This is a genomic window from Stutzerimonas stutzeri (genome assembly GCF_024448715.1).
GTDB classification, from domain to species: Bacteria; Pseudomonadota; Gammaproteobacteria; order Pseudomonadales; family Pseudomonadaceae; genus Stutzerimonas; species Stutzerimonas stutzeri_AR.
Genome location: NZ_JAMOHZ010000016.1, coordinates 1 through 16,060, shown reverse-complemented (window position 1 = coordinate 16,060; position 16,060 = coordinate 1). Strand labels below are relative to the sequence as shown.

Genomic DNA, 16,060 nt, shown 5'->3' with positions numbered 1-16,060 from the left:
CATAACCGAGCGCAGTAGTTTTCACACAGTCTGATCAGCGGGGCACGAAACTCAGGGATTGCGGACCTTGTCCATAACGGCCAATGAGCGAGTGGCCTGCAGCACCAGGCCGTAGCTCAGCTTGTCGTAGGTGCGGAAGACCATCAGCAGCCCCGAACGCTCATCGGGAATCTTGACGTTCTCGCCGGTCACCCGATCGCGTACGGTTTCACCGGTCTTGTAAACGGCCAGCACGTTGCCGATCTTGAGGCCGTCACGCGCGCCCTTGTTCAGGGTCACCACGTCGAACTGGCCGATCTGGGTGACGCCGCGTGGTACGTCGAGGATTACGCCCTTGATTTCGCCTTCCGGCTCGCTCGGCATGAAGGTTGAATTCACTGCACGTTCTTCGCTGGGGAACATGCGATCGCCGATGCGCGCTTCCTGGGTGACTCGGGTCAACATCATGGTGGCGATATCGCCCTCCATGTCGATGAGTTCGGCGGTACCGACGTCATCGGCATTGATACCAAGGAATTCCTCTGTCTCAGGATCCATATAGGTCTTGCCCTGACGGAAGATGCCGTAGACGGCGATTCCGTCCTCGAACTCGCCACGTCCGTATACACGGTCACCGGAGCCGCTGATGACGCGCTCGGCGTTGCCAGCGACGATGTATGGCGCGGCCTCGAACTCGGCAGCGCTGTCGACGATGCGGTTGCTCAGCAGAAAGCTGTTGATTGCTTCCAGCGGGATGGTGCTAATCGCTTCGGCGATTGGCGTGGTGCGTACGGTTGGGGAAAGCTTGATGGTCCCGCGCGATGCGCCGCGGTTGAGCATGATGCGCGGCTGGCCGTCAATATAGACCAGGCTCAGGCTGTCGCCGGGATAGATCAGATGCGGGTTTTCCACCTGCGGGTTGGCGTGCCAGAGCTCCGGCCATTTCCAGGGTTCGCTGAGGAAGCGACCGGAAATATCCCAGAGTGTGTCGCCTTTCACTACGGTGTACTGCTCCGGATGGTCATCCTTGAGCTGTACAGCGGCTTGTGCCATGCCGCCAACCGCCACCAGCAGCAGGGCGAGTAGTGATTTCCTCATGTGGTGAATCCCTTTATGATGTGCTTTCACGTAAAGCGCCCTAGCGCCGCAGAAACCCTTGTGGAAAGCGGCGTTAAGCCGTTTACAAGCTGCTCGGCATCTTAGCAGCGGCTTTTGACTTTATTCCATAAGTGCATCACAAACGCATATGGCAATCCTGAACATCCTTGAATTTCCTGATCCGCGCCTGCGCACCATCGCCAAACCGGTGGACGTGGTCGATGACGGCCTTCGCCAATTGATCGACGACATGTTCGAGACCATGTACGACGCACCGGGCATCGGCTTGGCCGCGACGCAGGTCAACGTGCACAAGCGTGTGGTGGTAATGGACCTGTCCGAGGACAAGTCCGAGCCGCGCGTATTCATCAATCCTGAGTTCGAGTTCCTCACCGACGAGATGGAGCAGTACCAGGAAGGTTGCCTGTCCGTGCCCGGTTTCTACGAGAACGTCGACCGCCCTCAGAAGGTCAAGGTCAAGGCGCTGGACCGCGACGGCCAGCCCTATGAGTTGATCGCCGAAGGCCTGCTAGCCGTGTGCATCCAGCACGAGTGCGATCACCTCAACGGCAAATTGTTCGTCGACTACCTGTCCAATCTCAAGCGCGACCGAATCAAGAAGAAGCTGGAAAAGATTCACCGCCAGCAGGCTTGATCGCCGCCCCGAAGGCTTGCAGCAGCAAGCCTTTTTTATTGATGAGTCCTTTCCCATGCGCATCGTTTTTGCCGGTACTCCTGAATTCGCAGCCCAGCATCTACAAGCTCTGCTCGACGCGGATCAACAGGTCGTCGCGGTTTACACCCAGCCGGATCGACCCGCAGGTCGCGGCCAGAAGCTGATGCCCAGCCCGGTCAAGCAGCTCGCTTTGCAGCACGACATTCCGGTGTATCAGCCGCAGACGCTGCGCGATCCAGTTGCGCAAACGGAATTGGCTGGGCTGCAGGCCGATCTGATGGTCGTGGTCGCCTATGGATTAATTCTTCCGCAGATTGTGCTCGACCTGCCGCGCCTGGGCTGCATCAACAGTCACGCCTCGCTGCTTCCACGCTGGCGCGGCGCAGCGCCGATTCAGCGCGCGGTCGAAGCCGGCGACGCCGAATCCGGCGTGACCGTGATGCAGATGGAAGCAGGGCTGGATACCGGGCCGATGTTGCTCAAGGTCACCACGCCCATTACCCGCGACGACACCGGTGGCACCCTGCATGACCGCCTTGCCGAACTCGGTTCGCGCGCAGTGGTTGAAGCGGTCGCGGCGCTGGAGGCCGGGACGCTGCAAGGCGAGGTACAGGACGACAGTCTGGCTACCTATGCGCACAAGCTGAACAAGGACGAGGCGCGCATCGACTGGCGCCGCCCGGCTGTCGAGCTTGAGCGCCTGATACGCGCTTTTCATCCCTGGCCGATTTGCCACAGCAGCCTGGACGGGGCCGCCGTGAAGATTCACGGCGCACGTTTGGTTGAGGGGCAGGGCGCGCCGGGCCAGATCATCGGTGCCGGCAAGGACGGTTTACAAGTCGCGTGCGGAGAAGGCTTGCTGCTGCTTACTCGTCTGCAGCTGCCGAACGGAAAACCGTTGAATTTCAGCGATCTATATAACAGCCGACGTGAGCAATTCGCGCCTGGCAAGGTGTTCGAATAATGTCGATGAATCCGCGCCTCGCCGCGGCCCGCGCGCTGAGCGTGGTGCTCTCCGGCAAGGCCTCGCTGGGCAGCAGCCTGCCCGAGGTGTTGGGCAAGGTCGATGGGCGTGATCGCGGCCTGACCCAAGAGTTGGCCTTTGGCGCTGCGCGTTGGCAACCGCGACTGGCCGGTCTCGCCGATCGGCTGTTACAGAAACCGTTCAAGGCCGCTGATCGTGATGTCGAGGCATTATTGCTGGTCGGTCTCTATCAGCTGTTTTACACCCGCATTCCGCCGCATGCAGCCATTGGCGAGACCGTTGGCTGCGCCGACAAGCTGAAGAAGCCCTGGGCCAAAGGCCTGCTCAACGCGGTGCTGCGCAACGCCCAGCGCGACAGCGAGGCACTGTTCGCCGAACTGGAGCGTGATCCGGTCATCCGCTTCGCCCACCCGCGCTGGTTGCAAAAGTCATTAAAGGCGCACTGGCCCGAACACTGGCAAGCGATCTGCACCGCGAACAACGCGCATCCGCCGATGATGCTGCGGGTCAATCACCGCCAGGTCGGCCGTGATACCTACCTGGGCGAATTGCAGGCGGCGGGCATCGAAGCGTTTCCGTGCGGTCACAGCCAGGATGGCATTCGTCTGGCTGAGGCCTGCGACGTCAACCAACTGCCGGGCTTTTCCGAAGGCCGCGTCAGTGTGCAGGACGAAGCAGCACAGCTGGCCGCTGGGCTGCTCGATCTCGCACCGGGCCAACGCGTTTTGGACGCTTGCTGCGCACCCGGCGGCAAAACTTGCCACATCCTTGAGCGCGAGCCGAACCTGAAAGAAATCATCGCGCTGGATCTGGAGCCGAAGCGATTGCAGCGCGTACAAGAAAACCTCGACCGGCTGAGATTGCAGGCAACACTGGTTGCCGCCGATGCGCGTGCGACCGGCCAATGGTGGGATGGTCGGCCATTCCAGCGCATTCTCCTCGACGCCCCTTGCTCGGCGACCGGCGTGATCCGCCGCCATCCGGACATCAAGCTTGCACGGCAGGCCGATGACATCGCGCCATTGGCAATCCTCCAAAGCGAAATGCTCGACGCGCTCTGGCCAACGCTGGCGGTCGGCGGTGTGCTGCTGTACGCCACCTGTTCGGTATTGCCCACCGAGAATCGTGAGGTGATCGAGGCGTTCCTTGCGCGAACGCCCGGCGTTCGCGAACTGGACCTCCCGAGAGGTTTCGGCGTCGAACAGTCTCATGGCCGTCAGCTGCTGCCGCAGGAAGAGGGCCATGATGGCTTCTATTACGCCAAACTGATAAAAATCGCGGCCCACCCCACGGCAAGCGTATCTAAATGAGACAGCGGAGCACTTTGGTAGGGCGAATCAGGGTGGTGGTGACGGCGGTGGGCTGTGCGGGCTAAAGCCCACCCTACGGATTTGCGATGAGCGGCATCAGCTTTGTAGGGTGGGCCGGGCGACTGTCCGCTTCAGCCCACCAATATGCAATCAACAAGCACCGTAGGGTGGGCTTCAGCCCACCGAGAGGCGCCGGCATCATTCGATTGCGGTGGGCTAACGCGGAACGCCGCCCGGTCCACCCTACGGATTTGTAATCGATAAGTTTGGCCAATCATGGGCGGCCGAAAGCTGCCCTTCAGGAGCGACTTCGTGAAGATCATCATTCTCGGCGCAGGGCAGGTAGGCGGCACGCTTGCCGAGAACCTCGCCAGCGAAGCCAACGACATCACCGTGGTAGATACCGACGCCGATCGCCTGCGTGATCTTGGCGATCGCCTGGACATTCGCACCGTAGTCGGTCGCGGCTCGTTTCCCACGGTTTTGCGTCAGGCCGGTGCGGATGACGCCGACATGCTGGTGGCCGTGACCAACAGCGATGAGACCAATATGGTTGCCTGTCAGGTCGCCTATACGCTGTTCCGCACTCCGACCAAGATCGCCCGGGTGCGCGAGTCGGTGTACCTGACTCGTTCCGGCCTGTTCAGCAACGAGGCGATTCCAGTCGACGTACTGATCAGCCCCGAGCAGGTTGTCACCAACTACATCAAACGCCTGATCGAGCATCCCGGCTCCCTGCAGGTGATCGACTTCGCCGGGGGCAAGGCGCAGCTGGTAGCGGTGCGGGCATATTACGGTGGCCCGCTGGTGGGACAGGAACTGCGCCAGATTCGCAAACACATGCCTCACATCGATACACGCGTGGCAGCTATCTTTCGTCGCAACCAGGCCATCCTGCCGCAGGGCGATACGGTTATCGAAGCCGATGACGAAGTTTTCTTCATCGCCGCACGCGGGCATATCCGCGCGGTGATGAGTGAGATGCGCCGACTCGATGAAAACTACAAGCGCATCGTGATCGCCGGCGGCGGGCATATAGGCGAACGCCTCGCGGAAGCTATCGAAAGCCGTTATCAGGTGAAGATCATCGAGACGAATCCGGTACGCTGCCGCTATCTCTCGGACACCCTCGACAGCACCATCATTCTCCAGGGCAGCGCCTCGGATCGCGATTTGCTAGTGGAAGAAAATATCAACGACGCCGATGTCTTCCTCGCGCTGACCAACGACGACGAAGCCAACATCATGTCGTCGCTGCTCGCCAAGCGCCTCGGCGCACGCAAAGTGATGTGCATCATCAACAACCCGGCCTATGTCGATCTGGTCCAGGGCGGCGAGATCGATATCGCCATCAGCCCACAGCTGGCCACCATTGGCACCTTGCTGACCCACGTACGCCGTGGGGACATCGTCAGCGCCCACTCGCTGCGCCGCGGTGCAGCCGAAGCAATCGAGGTGATCGCCCACGGCGATCCGCGGTCAAGCAAGGTGGTCGGCCGTGAAATCGGCAAAATCGCCCTACCGCCGGGTACCACCATCGGCGCGGTAATTCGTGACGAAGAGGTGCTGATCGCCCATGACAACACGGTGATCGAGTCGGGCGACCATGTGATTTTGTTCCTCGTCGACAAGAAGCAGATTCGCGACGTGGAGCGCCTGTTCCAAGCTGGGCTTACCTTTTTCTGATTCGATTCATTCCCTTCCATCCCAGCACCCGCGACGCTATCGCGGGTGCCGTGCGGCTTAAGCCAATTCGTAAGAACCCCATTCTTTTCTCCTGAATCGAATCAAATCGACTCAGATGCCCGCTAAATTTCCGTTAAGCTCCCAGGTTTTGTATGCTCGGGTAGGGTTACGAAGCCGCTTTGTCTAGCGAAGGCCTTCCGTTAACTCACGGTGATGGATAAGAACAACGAGGCAACATCATCGTAAGACAGGTTTGACTACGTTCGCCCCTGGCAACTGCCTCCTAAAGCTAATGATCCGTTACCGGATTTCAAAGGAACACAGGAGAGACACCATGAGGAATTTCAGCATCTCACCCATTGCCCGGCTACTGATCGGTTGCACCGCACTCGCAAGTGTCACGATCAGCAGCCTGGTCCAGGCCGATACCCTGGATGACATCAAGGACAGCAGCAGCGTCCGCATCGGCTATGCCAACGAAACACCCTTCGCATACACCGCCACCGACGGCAGTGTCACCGGCGAATCCCCTGAAATCGTAGAGAAGATTTTCCAGCGGATGGGTATCGAGACCATCAAACCCGTCCTGACCGAATGGGGTTCGCTGATCCCCGGCCTGCGCGCCAGCCGCTTCGATTTGATCGCAGCCGGCATGTACATCACTCCCGATCGTTGCAAGCAGGTGCTGTTTACCGATCCGCACTATCAATTGCCAGATACCCTGCTGGTTCTCGCTGGCAATCCAGAAAACCTGCGCAGTTACGAAGACATCGCCAATAATCCCGATGTGAAACTGGCCATCATGTCCGGCACGGTCAACCTTGCCTATGCACGCGAAGCCGGCATCAAGGACTCGCAAATCGTCCAGGTCCCGGACACCACCTCGCAGCTGCAGGCCGTGCGCACCGGACGTGCCGATGCCGCCATCGGCACCCAGTTGACCATGAAGGGTCTGGCTGACAAGGCGGGCGATAAGGTCGAGGCTACTACTGACTTCAAGGATGACCCTGCCCACACCGGCTACGGTGCGCTGGCCTTCCGTCCAGAAGACAAGGCGCTGCGTGACGCAGTCAACGCCGAGCTGAAAAAGTGGCTTGGCAGCGAAGAGCACTTGAAGACCGTCGAACCCTTCGGCTTCGATCGCTCGAACGTCACGAACAAAACTGCCGAAGAGCTCTGCAGCGCCTGATCGAGTCGATGCGGCCGCTCTTCGCGCCGCGCCGACTTCACTCCAGTGAACGATCCTTCGATAGCTCCCTCACCTCTGCCTGGATGCACCGCTTCATCGCGGTGCATCGGTCAGCGGCTGGCTGCTTCTCGCTGCCCCGCGTGTAAAGGCGTTTGGCGGCTGGAACGCAGCCCACTTACGCAGCCAGGCCTTACCGGATGGCTTGCGATCTCAGCTCCGATTTTCCTGGAGCCAACCGGAAACCCAAGATGAACGAACTACTCCCTCTCCTGCTGCAAGGCACCTGGGTGACCGTGCAGGTCACCTTCTGGGGCTCCTTACTGGCGATAGTCGCCGCGCTGATCGGCGCGTTAGGACGACTCTCGCCGATCGCCCCGCTGCGCTGGCTGGCAATCGCCTACATCGAGCTGTTCCGCGGCAGCTCGCTGTTGGTCCAGCTGTTCTGGCTCTATTTCGTGCTGCCGATGCCGCCATTCAATATTTCCATGAGCGCGTTCAATGTCGCGGTAATCGGCCTCGGCCTGAATATCGGCGCCTACGGTGCAGAAGTGCTGCGCGGCGCCATACGCTCAGTACACGAGGGCCAGCGCGAGGCTTGCCTGGCCCTGAACATGACTGCCTGGCAACGGCTTCGAAGGATCATCCTGCCGCAGGCGTTGCTGGCAGCGATTCCTCCGGGCACCAACTTGCTGATCGAATTGCTGAAAAATACCTCGCTGGTCTCGCTCATCACATTGTCTGATCTGGCCTTCCGCGCACGCCAGTTGGACCAGGCAACGCTGATGACCATGGAGATTTTCGGCCTGGCACTGGTGATGTACTTCGTCCTGGCGCAGATCATCAACTTCTCCATGCGCATGCTGGAACGCCGCCTGGGCCGCGGTCGCATGCGCGGAGGGTTGACATGAACTTCTTCGACTGGGAATTCGCCTGGAACATCCTGCCCAGGCTGCTGGACGCTTCGCTGAAGACCATCGGCATCACCCTGGCTGGATTTGCCATCGCCATCGTTCTGGGGCTGTTTCTCGCGGTGGGTCGGCGCAGCCGACATCGCTGGCTGTCGTGGCCGATAACCGGTCTCATCGAGTTCATCCGCAGCACACCGCTGCTGATTCAGGTGTACTTCCTGTTCTTCGTGTTGCCCAACTTCGGTCTTAACCTGTCGGCGCTGCAGGCCGGGATCATCGGCATCGCGCTGCACTACGCCTGCTACACCGCCGAGGTCTATCGTGCCGGGCTCGATGCCGTGCCGCGTGCGCAATGGGAAGCGGTGACTGCGTTGAACATGAAGCCGCTCAACGCCTACCGCAAGATCATCCTGCCGCAGGCCCTGCGGCCCATTCTGCCAGCGCTGGGCAACTATCTCATCTCGATGCTGAAGGACACGCCGGTGCTGTCCGCGATCACCGTGGTAGAAATCATGCAAAGAGCCAAGAACATCGGCTCGGAGCACTTCCGCTATCTGGAACCGATCACCATGGTCGGCCTGTTTTTCCTCATTCTCAGTCTCGGCCTCGCCTGGTTCGTGCGCCGTCTGGAAAACCGTATGGAGCTAGCCCGATGAACGCATCTATACCTGCCGGTGAAATCTTGAACCCGACCAGCATCGCCACCGAGCCGGAAATCATGGTGCAGTTCCGCGACGTGACCAAGCGCTACGGCGACCTGACCGTGCTCAATCATCTCGATCTGGAGGTACGAAACGGTGAAAAGGTCGCCATCATCGGTCCCAGCGGCTCGGGCAAATCCACCCTGCTGCGTGCATTGATGACGCTGGAAGATATCGATGAAGGGGTGATCATGGTCGATGACGAACCGCTGACGCATATGCCCGGCGCCAACGGCGACCTGGTCCGCGCCAATGCCCGACACTTGCGCCGAGTTCGCGGCAAGGTAGGCATGGTGTTCCAAAGCTTCAATCTGTTTCCGCACATGAGCACCCGGCAGAACGTAATGGAAGCGCCGGTGCAGGTGCTGGGCCTGTCGAAAGCCGAAGCGCGCGAGCGCGCCGAGGAGTTACTAGCCATGGTCGGATTGGAAGATAAGCTCGATCATTACCCGTCGCAGCTGTCCGGCGGCCAGCAGCAGCGTGTGGCGATTGCCCGCGCGTTGGCGATGCGGCCAAAAGTGATGCTGTTCGACGAGGTGACCTCGGCGCTGGATCCGGAGCTCTGTGGCGAGGTGCTCAATGTCATTCGCCGGTTGGGCGATGCACATAGCCTGACGATGCTGATGGTCACTCACCAGATGGGATTCGCGCGCGAGTTTGCCGACCGCGTATGCTTCTTCAACGAGGGCCGCATTCATGAACAAGGCACGCCGGACGAGCTGTTTGGCAATCCTCGCGAGGAGCGTACCCAGGAATTTCTCAGTGCCGTGAACCAGGCGAGCTAGGCGGATCGCGAGCGGCAGCCCGAATCGTCTCGCTGCCGTTAGCCAGCCTTACGGTACTCACCGTCGAAGGGGAAGAGCGTTGCTCGAATCATTGGAAAAGATGCTGGCCAAGGGCATGGATAACCCCATGCTGCGTTTCGGCCTTGGCAAGGGTTACCTAGACGCAGGTGACGCGGCTCAGGCCGCCGTGCATCTGCAGCGCTGCGTCGAGCAGGATCCCAAGTACTCGGCTGCCTGGAAGCTGCTCGGCAAGGCGCTGCAGGTTAACGGTGACCTTGATGGCGCGCGCCAGGCGTGGGAGAAGGGGTTGCTCGCAGCACAGGCGCACGGAGATAAACAGGCCGAGAAAGAAATGGGGGTGTTCCTGCGCAAGCTAAACAAGCAGCTGTCCAGCTAGCGCGCGGCAGGAGCAGAGCGTGTTGTCTCAGTCCTCGTGGATGAAGCGCAAGCCGACACCCTCAGCATCGACGCGCATCACTTCCATCCGCAGCTCCGGTGCCGGAATCGGCAGATCCTGCACCTGGCCGCTGACGATCATACCCGGCTGAAGCTCGGTCAGTTGTGGATGTTTGACGTACACACCGCCATCGGACAGGTCGCGCGTGTGGGCGAAGACCTCTCCAAAGGACTCATGACTGATGCGAATGCGGCACTTCATAGATGCACGCGGGTACTGTCGCTGATTGGCGTTTCCCATGACTTTCCTTGTTGTTATGCGTTGGATGTCGTCAGTACCAGCGCGTTTCGCCGGCGGGGCGTTTCTTGAAACGCTTCATGGTCCACATGTACTGGCTCGGCCATGTACGGACATAACGTTCGACAACGCCGCTCATGGCGGCTACCGCGACTTCGATGTCCTCGTCATACATCGCTGACGGTGCCGCTTCGAGAATCACTTTGTAGCCTGAACCATCCTCCAGGCGCAACGCATGAAGAAACACGCCGATCGCCTTGCCGCCAGTGAGCATACCGGGCACGAACTTGCTGGTCAGTGCCTGGGTTCCGAGAAAAGGTACGAATACGCCAGCGCCCTCGCTGGGCTCCGGATCAGCGGGAATCCCCACGGCGCCGCCGCGGCGAACTTCCTTGATTACGCTGATAATGCCCTCACGGGTCGAAGGCGCGACCTTGTTGCCCAGCTGCACGCGCTGGCGCTGCAACAGGTCGTCTACCGCCTTGAGTTTCGGCGGGCGATAGAAAATGATCGGTTTGCACTGCGCGCAATAGAAGTGATTGAGCACTTCCCAGTTGCCAAGGTGGCTGGTAATGCCGACGACCCCCTTGCCGGAGGCCAGCGCCTGTTCAAGCACCTCCAACCCCTCGACTTCCTTGACCAGACGCAGCGTTTTGTCCGCTGGCCAGATCCAGGCGCAGGCACTTTCGGTAAAGGTCTTACCGATCTGCTGCAGGCTTTGCTTGAGCAGGCGCTCCTGCTGGGCAGTATCGAGCTCGGGAAAACACTTGGCCAGGTTGGTCTGGGCGACTTCGCGCGAGCGGTTGGGCAGTTTCCACATCAACCAGCCGATCAGCCCGCCCAGCCCCTGTACCGCACGCCAGGGCAGGAGGGCGAACAGGCGCAGGAAACCGACCACCAACGCACCTTTGAACTTTTCCACGCGACACTCCGAAGAAAACCAGTCGCCTAGTGTACCTGCAACAATCGTCTGTCTTCAGTGGCGTAGGTGGTACGACACGCCATAAACCGGTCGTAACCACCGGCCTGTGGCCAGGCGGTGGTATACGTCCTACGCCTTCCCTGCCGTCAGTTCCGCATGCCGCTCGCAATCGAGTACATGGTCCATGACCATGCCGCACGCCTGCATATAGGCGTAGCAGATGGTGGGGCCGACGAAGCTGAAGCCAGCCTTTTTCAGCGCGCGGCTCATGGCCTCGGCTTCCGCCGTCACGGCCGGCACCTGCTTGATCGACTCGAAACGATTGATCTTCGGTTGGCCACCGACGAACGACCACAACCAGCCAACCGGATCTTCCAATTCCAGCCAGCGTTGAGCATTGCGCCGTGCAGCTTCGAGTTTGCGCCGGTTGCGGATGATGCCTGGATCAAGCATGCGCTCGTCAATTTCGGCATCGGTCATCCGCGCCAGACGTTGCGGATCGAAGCCGAACAGCACTTGGCGATAGCGCTCGCGCTTTCGCAGCACGGTTATCCAGGACAGCCCGGCCTGAAACGCCTCGAGTATCAAGAACTCGAAAAGAACCTGTGGATCGCGAGTCGGCACACCCCACTCGCTGTCGTGATAATCGATGTACAGCGGGTCATCGCTGCACCAGGCGCAACGCGGCATTTCCTTGTCCTTGAAAAGGGCGACGAACTCGCCTCAAAGCATAACCCGAAGGTACGCGCCACGCCGGGCCGGGGCTGTTATCAGGTATACTCCGAGGCTTTCTGTCGAAGCCAGCACAGGTGAAATTTTGACCCAGCCTACGCCTGCCGTGCGCACCTTCCAAGACCTGATCCTCGCCCTGCAAAGCTACTGGGCGGAGCAGGGCTGTGTGGTCCTGCAGCCCTATGACATGGAAATGGGCGCCGGTACCTTCCACACCGCCACCTTCCTGCGTGCTATCGGTCCCGAGACCTGGAACGCCGCTTATGTGCAGCCCTCGCGCCGTCCAGCCGATGGCCGCTATGGCGAAAACCCCAACCGTCTGCAGCACTACTATCAATTCCAGGTAGTGCTGAAACCCAATCCGGACAACATCCAGGACCTTTATCTCGGCTCGCTGCGCCACATCGGTGTGGATACTTTGGTGCACGACGTGCGCTTCGTCGAGGACAACTGGGAATCGCCAACGCTGGGCGCGTGGGGGCTAGGCTGGGAGGTCTGGCTGAACGGCATGGAAGTCACCCAGTTCACCTATTTCCAGCAGGTCGGCGGTATCGAGTGCTATCCGGTGACTGGCGAGATCACCTACGGCCTGGAACGTTTGGCCATGTATCTGCAAGGCGTCGACTCGGTTTACGACCTGATCTGGGCCGACGGCCCGTTTGGCACCGTCACCTACGGCGACGTGTTCCATCAGAACGAGGTGGAGCAGTCTACCTACAACTTCGAGCACGCCAACGTCGAAAAGCTGTTCGAACTGTTCGATTTCTACGAGGCGGAAGCCAATCGGCTTATCGAGCTGCAACTTCCTTTGCCAACCTACGAAATGGTGGTCAAGGCCTCGCACACGTTCAACCTGCTGGATGCCCGCCGGGCCATCTCGGTTACTGCTCGCCAACAGTACATTTTGCGTGTGCGTGCGCTGGCTCGTGCCGTGGCGCAGAGCTACCTGCAGGCGCGCGCCAAGCTCGGCTTTCCCATGGCCACCCCCGACCTGCGTGATGAAGTACTGGCCAAGCTGGAGGCTGCAGAATGAGTGCACTGGATTTCCTGGTCGAGCTCGGCACCGAAGAGCTGCCGCCCAAGGCGCTCGGCAAGCTTTCCGACGCGTTTCGCGTCGGCATTGAAAAGGGCCTGAAAGACGCCGGCCTCACGCATGCACGTGTACGGGCGTTTGCCGCACCGCGTCGCCTCGCGGTGCTGGTTGAGCAACTCGAGACCGAGCAACCTGATCGCAGCATCAATCTCGACGGCCCGCCTCTGCAGGCAGCCTTCGACGCCGAAGGCGAGCCAACCCAGGCAGCGCTGGGCTTCGCCCGCAAGTGCGGTGTAGACCTGGCGGAGATCGATCGCAGCGGTCCAAAGCTGAAATACAGTCGCTCAATTCCCGGCCAGCCGACCACCGAATTGCTGCCCGGCATCATCGAGACATCGCTGAGCGAGCTGCCAATTCCCAAGCGCATGCGCTGGGCCGCGCGCAAGGAAGAGTTCGTTCGCCCAACCCAATGGCTGGTCATGCTGTTTGGCGATCAGGTGGTCGATTGCACCATTCTTGCCCAGCGTGTCGGTCGCGAGTCGCGCGGTCATCGCTTTCACAGCCCGGCCCCGGTGCGCATTTCCAAACCGACCAGTTACCTGGAAGATCTGCGTGGCGCTCATGTGATTGCCGATTTCGCCGAGCGCCGCGAGCTGATCGCCAAGCGCGTCGAGCAACTAGCTGCAGAGCAGAACGGCAGCGCCATCGTGCCGCCGGCCCTGCTGGACGAAGTCACTGCTCTGGTCGAGTGGCCGGTGCCTCTGGTCTGCTCGTTCGAGGAACGTTTCCTTGAAGTGCCGCAGGAAGCGCTGATTACCACCATGCAGGACAACCAGAAGTACTTCTGCCTGCTGGACGCCAACGGCAAGCTGCTGCCGCGTTTCATTACCGTGGCCAACATCGAATCGAAGGACCCGGCGCAGATCGTCGCTGGTAACGAGAAGGTGGTGCGTCCGCGTCTCACCGATGCCGAGTTCTTCTTCAAGCAGGACAAGAAGCACCCGCTGGAAAGCTTCAATGAGCGACTGCAGAGCGTCGTGTTCCAGGCGCAGCTGGGCACCGTGTACGACAAGGCAGTACGGGTTTCCCGGCTCGCCGCATTTATCGCCGAACGTACCGAGGGCAATGCGCAATGGGCGGCACGGGCCGGCTTGCTGAGCAAGTGCGACCTGGCCACAGAGATGGTTGGTGAATTCCCGGAAATGCAGGGTATCGCCGGCTACTACTACGCGGTCAACGACGGCGAGCCCGTCGATGTTGCTCATGCATTGAATGAGCAGTACATGCCGCGTGGCGCTGGCGCTGAGCTGCCAGCCACTCAGACCGGCTCTATTCTCGCAGTAGCCGATAAGCTCGACACGCTGGTCGGCATATTTGGCATCGGCATGCTGCCCACCGGCAGTAAAGACCCATATGCGCTGCGCCGCGCTGCGCTCGGGATCCTGCGCATCCTGATCGAAAAACGACTGGATCTGGATCTGGTGCAGGCCGTGAATTTCACCATCGCCCAGTTTGGTACGCAGGTGAAGGCTGCGGGTCTGGCCGATCAGGTGCTGGAGTTCATCTTCGACCGCCTGCGCGCGCGCTACGAAGACGAGGGCGTCGAGGTCGCGTCCTATTTGTCGGTACGTGCCGTGCAACCGGGCTCTGCGCTGGACTTCGATCAGCGTGTGCAGGCGGTGCAGGCATTCCGCACGCTACCGGAAGCAGAGGCGCTGGCGGCAGCAAACAAGCGTGTCTCGAACCTGTTAAGCAAGTTCGAAGCTAAGCTGCCGGAAACCGTCGAGCCTCGTTGGTTCGACAACGCCACCGAGTTCTCGCTGTATTCGGCGCTGCAACAGGCCGAACAGGCCGTGCAGCCGCTTGCGGCGACGCGCCAGTATCGTGAGGCGCTCGAGCGCCTCGCGCATCTGCGCGGCCCTGTGGATGCCTTCTTCGAGGCGGTACTGGTCAATGCCGAAGACGCTTCGGTACGCGCCAACCGCTATGCCTTGCTTGCCCGGTTGAGAGGACTGTTCCTTGGCGTCGCCGATATTTCCGCACTTGGCTAAACCGGTGAAACTGATAGTGCTGGACCGCGACGGGGTCATCAACGAAGACTCCGACGCCTATGTGAAAACCGTAGATGAATGGGTTCCGATCCCGGGTTCGCTCGAAGCCATCGCTCGGCTGTACAAGGCCGGCTGGACGGTGGCGGTTGCCACCAACCAGTCCGGTCTGGCGCGCGGCATGTTCGATGCGACGACGCTCGGTGACATGCATTTCAAGATGCAGCAGCTGGTGATGGAGCAGGGCGGATGTATCGATCTGATCGTTCATTGCCCGCATGGCCCGGAAGACGATTGTGACTGCCGCAAACCATTGCCTGGGCTGTTTCAGCGGATAGCCGAGCACTTCCATCTGGCCGACCTCAAAGGCGTGCCGGTGGTAGGTGACAGCCATCGCGATCTCCACGCTGGCATGCGTCTGGGTGGCGTGCCTTATCTGGTCCAGACCGGCAAGGGCATGCGAACGCTGGAAGGTACATTGCCGCCGGGCACGCAGGTATTCGATGACCTGGCTGCAGTGGTTGATTGCCTGTTGAGAGGCTCACGATGAGAATCCTGCTACCCATACGGATTGCGCTGTTCTATCTGCTACTGGCCTTCACTGCGTTCGCCTGGTGTTTGGTCAGCTTGGTCTTTGCGCCTTTCATGTCGTTCCGCAGCCGTTATCGATTCGTGGTCCAGACCTGGTGCCGCAGTGCCGTCTGGCTGGCAAAAACCATAGTTGGTTTGCGCTACGAAGTGAGCGGCCAAGCGAACATCCCGGATAAACCCTGCGTGATCCTCTCCAAGCATCAGAGTACCTGGGAAACGTTCTTTCTCTCGGCATACTTCGAGCCGCTGAGCCAGGTGCTCAAGCGCGAACTGCTTTATGTACCGTTCTTCGGCTGGGCGATCATGCTGCTCAAGCCCATAGCCATCGATCGCGAGAACCCCAAGGCGGCGCTGCGCCAATTGGCCAAGCAAGGCCATGAACGGCTAATGCAGGGTGCCTGGGTGCTGGTTTTCCCGGAGGGTACCCGCGTACCAGTGGGGCAGACAGGCAAGTTTTCTCGCGGCGGCGCGGCATTGGCGGTAAACGCCGACTTGCCGGTACTACCTGTGGCGCACAATGCGGGCCTGTTTTGGCCTAAGGCAGGCTGGGGCAAGCGCCCCGGCACCATTCAAGTGGTCATCGGACCGGCGATGCGTGCCGAGAGCGAAGGGCCCCGTGCGGTGGCCGAGCTCAACCAGCGTGCCGAAGACTGGATCAATGCGAAAGTAACGGAGCTGGAAAAGGACGCCTAAGCCGTCATATCAGACGAGTAGATACGCGAA

17 protein-coding genes are annotated in these 16,060 nt (G+C 60.3%); 13 read left to right on the top strand and 4 right to left on the bottom strand.

Features of this window, described 5'->3' with window-relative positions:
• Positions 1–51: 51 nt before the first annotated feature.
• The gene (locus NAV33_RS21220) at positions 52–1,077 is read right to left on the bottom strand and encodes a LysM peptidoglycan-binding domain-containing protein (RefSeq protein ID WP_255983744.1); all 1,026 of its coding nucleotides are present in this window, start codon (positions 1,075–1,077) and stop codon (positions 52–54) included.
• Between the two features lie 148 nt (positions 1,078–1,225).
• On the opposite strand from NAV33_RS21220, the gene def reads away from it, so the two are divergent.
• The 9 genes from def to NAV33_RS21175 all read left to right on the top strand — a co-directional run bounded on the left by def (position 1,226) and on the right by NAV33_RS21175 (position 9,714).
• Positions 1,226–1,732 (top strand): peptide deformylase, encoded by a 507-nt coding sequence (def, locus tag NAV33_RS21215; protein ID WP_255983743.1) that lies wholly within the window; start codon positions 1,226–1,228, stop codon positions 1,730–1,732.
• A gap of 55 nt (positions 1,733–1,787) precedes the next feature.
• Entirely contained in the window at positions 1,788–2,717 is a 930-nt protein-coding gene (fmt, locus tag NAV33_RS21210; protein ID WP_255983742.1) for a methionyl-tRNA formyltransferase, read from the top strand.
• Between the two features lie 5 nt (positions 2,718–2,722).
• Positions 2,723–4,048, top strand: coding sequence for a 16S rRNA (cytosine(967)-C(5))-methyltransferase RsmB (rsmB, locus tag NAV33_RS21205; protein ID WP_255983747.1), 1,326 nt, complete (start codon positions 2,723–2,725; stop codon positions 4,046–4,048).
• A gap of 312 nt (positions 4,049–4,360) precedes the next feature.
• Positions 4,361–5,734 carry a Trk system potassium transporter TrkA gene (gene trkA / locus NAV33_RS21200; protein ID WP_255983741.1) on the top strand — a complete coding sequence of 458 codons (1,374 nt, stop codon included), beginning with the start codon at positions 4,361–4,363 and terminating at the stop codon, positions 5,732–5,734.
• 334 nt (positions 5,735–6,068) lie between these two features.
• Positions 6,069–6,923, top strand: coding sequence for an ectoine/hydroxyectoine ABC transporter substrate-binding protein EhuB (ehuB, locus tag NAV33_RS21195; protein WP_255983740.1), 855 nt, complete (start codon positions 6,069–6,071; stop codon positions 6,921–6,923).
• Positions 6,924–7,171: 248 nt separating this feature from the next.
• Positions 7,172–7,831 carry an ectoine/hydroxyectoine ABC transporter permease subunit EhuC gene (gene ehuC / locus NAV33_RS21190; RefSeq protein ID WP_255983739.1) on the top strand — a complete coding sequence of 220 codons (660 nt, stop codon included), beginning with the start codon at positions 7,172–7,174 and terminating at the stop codon, positions 7,829–7,831.
• On the top strand, positions 7,828–8,487 hold the full coding sequence (ehuD, locus tag NAV33_RS21185) for an ectoine/hydroxyectoine ABC transporter permease subunit EhuD (RefSeq protein WP_255983738.1): 660 nt from the start codon (positions 7,828–7,830) through the stop codon (positions 8,485–8,487). The genes ehuC and ehuD overlap by 4 nt, the downstream gene beginning before the upstream one ends.
• Positions 8,484–9,317 (top strand): ectoine/hydroxyectoine ABC transporter ATP-binding protein EhuA, encoded by an 834-nt coding sequence (ehuA, locus tag NAV33_RS21180; RefSeq protein ID WP_272887446.1) that lies wholly within the window; start codon positions 8,484–8,486, stop codon positions 9,315–9,317. The genes ehuD and ehuA overlap by 4 nt, the downstream gene beginning before the upstream one ends.
• Before the next feature lie 79 nt (positions 9,318–9,396).
• Positions 9,397–9,714 (top strand): tetratricopeptide repeat protein, encoded by a 318-nt coding sequence (locus tag NAV33_RS21175; RefSeq protein ID WP_272887445.1) that lies wholly within the window; start codon positions 9,397–9,399, stop codon positions 9,712–9,714.
• Between the two features lie 27 nt (positions 9,715–9,741).
• On the opposite strand, the gene NAV33_RS21170 is transcribed toward NAV33_RS21175, so the two are convergent.
• The 3 genes from NAV33_RS21170 to NAV33_RS21160 form a co-directional block, all read right to left on the bottom strand.
• Positions 9,742–10,014, bottom strand: a complete 273-nt coding sequence (locus tag NAV33_RS21170; RefSeq protein WP_255983736.1) for a PilZ domain-containing protein — start codon at positions 10,012–10,014, stop codon at positions 9,742–9,744.
• A gap of 31 nt (positions 10,015–10,045) precedes the next feature.
• Positions 10,046–10,933, bottom strand: a complete 888-nt coding sequence (locus NAV33_RS21165) for a lysophospholipid acyltransferase (RefSeq protein ID WP_255983735.1) — start codon at positions 10,931–10,933, stop codon at positions 10,046–10,048.
• 129 nt (positions 10,934–11,062) lie between these two features.
• Positions 11,063–11,623: a DNA-3-methyladenine glycosylase I gene (locus tag NAV33_RS21160; RefSeq protein WP_255983733.1), complete on the bottom strand. Its 561-nt coding sequence runs from the start codon at positions 11,621–11,623 to the stop codon at positions 11,063–11,065.
• Between the two features lie 127 nt (positions 11,624–11,750).
• Here NAV33_RS21160 and glyQ point away from each other — a divergent pair, with 127 nt between their 5' ends.
• The 4 genes from glyQ to NAV33_RS21140 are packed head-to-tail and all read left to right on the top strand — an operon-like array spanning position 11,751 to position 16,030.
• Positions 11,751–12,698 carry a glycine--tRNA ligase subunit alpha gene (gene glyQ, locus NAV33_RS21155; protein ID WP_255983732.1) on the top strand — a complete coding sequence of 316 codons (948 nt, stop codon included), beginning with the start codon at positions 11,751–11,753 and terminating at the stop codon, positions 12,696–12,698.
• Positions 12,695–14,749 carry a glycine--tRNA ligase subunit beta gene (gene glyS, locus NAV33_RS21150; RefSeq protein WP_255983731.1) on the top strand — a complete coding sequence of 685 codons (2,055 nt, stop codon included), beginning with the start codon at positions 12,695–12,697 and terminating at the stop codon, positions 14,747–14,749. Before glyQ ends, glyS begins: the two co-directional genes overlap by 4 nt.
• A gap of 4 nt (positions 14,750–14,753) precedes the next feature.
• Positions 14,754–15,296 (top strand): D-glycero-beta-D-manno-heptose 1,7-bisphosphate 7-phosphatase, encoded by a 543-nt coding sequence (gmhB, locus tag NAV33_RS21145; RefSeq protein WP_255983730.1) that lies wholly within the window; start codon positions 14,754–14,756, stop codon positions 15,294–15,296.
• Positions 15,293–16,030 (top strand): lysophospholipid acyltransferase family protein, encoded by a 738-nt coding sequence (locus NAV33_RS21140; RefSeq protein WP_255983729.1) that lies wholly within the window; start codon positions 15,293–15,295, stop codon positions 16,028–16,030. Before gmhB ends, NAV33_RS21140 begins: the two co-directional genes overlap by 4 nt.
• Positions 16,031–16,060: the final 30 nt, after the last annotated feature.